The organism is Brucella sp. TWI432 (assembly GCF_039674445.1).
Classification (GTDB): Bacteria; Pseudomonadota; Alphaproteobacteria; order Rhizobiales; family Rhizobiaceae; genus Brucella; species Brucella chromiisoli.
Window position 1 is genome coordinate 1 of the sequence record NZ_JBDJNL010000053.1, and the last position, 2524, is coordinate 2524.

Below are 2524 nucleotides of genomic sequence, written 5' to 3' on the forward strand. Positions count from 1 at the left end.
GATTTGTTTTAGCAAGTTAAAGTTGCGACGTTCCCAGCAAAATAGAGATGCGACAGGTGCTGACGTTCAGCCCCCATTCCGAGAGGCTGGTCGGGGTTGCAAACGAGGAATGGGGGCGGGTGAGTATCCACCTCTTCGGCTTTAGCTTTCTCAGTAGCAATTGTTCTGTCAGCAGTTGATACTCGGCTCACCTGCATCGGGCAGGAGAGGGATCCAAGTCGTACAATGCTACCAAAAATCTGCCTGCAAGGTGATGTCGATATCGCTGCACTCTCACCACTGCTTCGCGGCATGCTGCTTGCAGTCGCCTACGCGCAGCGCGAGGGTGGCATCGGACTAACGGCAACTGGCGCAATGAACCGCAAATTCGTACACTGCGCTGCTGAGAACTTCCACTGGCCCAGATTCACAGCCAAAGACCTCTACAGCATGCACAAGGTGCTTAATGAAAACGACATGCCACCACTTTGTGTTGTGCACGATCTGACCCGTTATCTAAAGCTTCTTCGCCGCAGGAAAAATGTACTGCTGCCAACCAAACGTGGCCTGGAGTTTCTGGTCAATCCACACGCTTTCTTCGATCTGATCGCCACCGATTATCTCTATTCGTATATTCATGCCACAGAACGTAAAGAGGCGATCCAGGCACGATTGCGTTGGTGGCGTATGTATCTCAATCTGCTCAATATCAAGACCAGAGAAGGGTGTAAGCCGATGGACATTGTAAAGATACTCTATCCGGATATCGCTCATCTGTCCGACACTGAAATAACCGTCGATGCGTGGGACCTGAAATTCGAGCTTCAGTACGGTGTCCTGCGACGCTTATGCTGGCTCGGCCTGCTTTTTGAGGCAAGAGAAGGGCTCAACTTTCTTGACGACGGAATCTTCCACAAAACACCGCTCTGGACAGCTTGCCTGCAATTGGAGTCGGATACGCAAAGCGATATCGGCGTCCATTGACGCCCTTTATTCCGGCGCCGACTGTCTCAATAAAGCTTGTTCTCGCCGGGCAATGACAGCAGAGTCGCTCATGTAAGCTGTTCGCGATTTACGCTCTCGCTTCTGATAGCCGTTCCCGACACTGCCGTCAGGTATACCAAACATATGGTTGGCCTGACCGGTACGACGCGGACCGCTTTTGCTGCGTTGCTGCTCCCGTCCCGCCTGCATCTCAGCGACGATCGACAACATGTCATCCAGTTGCTTGTTCTCGACAACAGGCGAGCGATGAATGGAACGAAGCTTGTCAAATGTTGTATAGGGCAGGGTGTCCGTGCCATGCATGATCTCCAGACGTCCGTCGGGATAGTCGCAGACAACGACCTTCTGACGCGCAAGCCGCTTTGCAACTTCGGTCGGCTCCAGGATAAACAGAACCTTGTCATAACGAAGTGTCAGTGTTTGTGACAGCGTTCGCACTTCCTTCCGGCACAGCGCATCATCAATGTTCTCATGCGCGGCCAGTGGTCGATGCATGTCCTTGGGATTGCGTGGCTCCTTGCCAAAACGGGCATTGAAATCTGCAATATATTCCGGCGCATATGCATTGGCTGCTTCGATCGTATCGATGCCGCGCAGCCGCAATTCCTTGACCAGACGATCCTGCAAAGTCCTGTTTGCCCGCTCAACACGGCCTTTGGCCTGTGGAGTATTGGCACAGATAATGTCGATGTTGAGCTCATAAAGTGCCCGACCAAACTGTGTCAGGCCGCTTGTTCGGTCTTGCTTCGACGGATGAAGCGAACGAAAAACGCCGTGTTTGTCGCTATAGAAAGCGAGTGGTTTGCCCCATTGCTGGAGATATGCCTTCGTCGCATGAAAATAATCAAACGTGTTCTCTGAGCCCGCAAAGCGCAAATGCAGGAGCTTGCCAGTGGCATCGTCGATATAAACGAGGAGGGCGCATTTGGGACCCCGCTCCTCGAACCACCAATGATGCGAACCGTCGATCTGTATCAGTTCACCAAAGCAATCACGCCGGCCGCGCGGTTGATGCAGTTGCCGCTTGCGTTCGCGACGTGATGTCCACAATCCCGCTGCTGTCATCCATTGCCGCAGCGTCTCCTTGCTGACTGAAAGCTGATGGCGTTCAATCAGCTTCTCACAGGCCAGTGTCGGCCCAAAGTCCCGATAATACGTGCGTACAATATCCAGAACATCATTCCGGAAATCCTCGCCATAACGGCGATTGCTCGGACGACCGCGCTTGCCCGAAACAAGGCCCGCTGCACCAAGCCGATCAAATGCCTGTAACAGCCGATGAACCTGACTACGACTGAGGCCAAGCAGCGCAGCTGCCTCCACCACGCGAAGCTGATTATCTCTGATTTGCTGAACGGTCTTCAGCCGGTTGAGTTCTTTTTGCGACATCGTGATCAAACAAGACATGACGGCTCCCATCCGCTGTTTGCAGCTGAAAACCTAGTCTTCCTTTCCGCGTTCGATTTGAAAAGGGCAAGAGATACAAAAAATGTCGCATCTCTAAATTGCCCATGTGTCGCATCTGTATATCGCCGTTATA

Annotated in this window: 2 protein-coding genes; one reads left to right on the forward strand and one right to left on the reverse strand. The window is 52.7% G+C overall.

Features of this window, described 5'->3' with window-relative positions:
• Positions 1–225: 225 nt before the first annotated feature.
• The gene (locus ABE527_RS21530) at positions 226–963 is read left to right on the forward strand and encodes a hypothetical protein (RefSeq protein ID WP_499695707.1); all 738 of its coding nucleotides are present in this window, start codon (positions 226–228) and stop codon (positions 961–963) included.
• Between the two features lie 6 nt (positions 964–969).
• On the opposite strand, the gene ABE527_RS21535 is transcribed toward ABE527_RS21530, so the two are convergent.
• Positions 970–2391 carry an ISNCY family transposase gene (locus tag ABE527_RS21535; RefSeq protein WP_499698248.1) on the reverse strand — a complete coding sequence of 474 codons (1422 nt, stop codon included), beginning with the start codon at positions 2389–2391 and terminating at the stop codon, positions 970–972.
• Between the last annotated feature and the right edge of the window lie 133 nt (positions 2392–2524).

What these genes read in the sequence shown, in the direction of transcription:
- ABE527_RS21530 (WP_499695707.1), top strand. Translation starts at nt 226, where the DNA reads ATGCTACCAAAAATCTGCCTGCAAGGTGATGTCGATATCGCTGCACTC.
- ABE527_RS21535 (WP_499698248.1), bottom strand. Translation starts at nt 2,391, where the DNA reads ATGTCTTGTTTGATCACGATGTCGCAAAAAGAACTCAACCGGCTGAAG.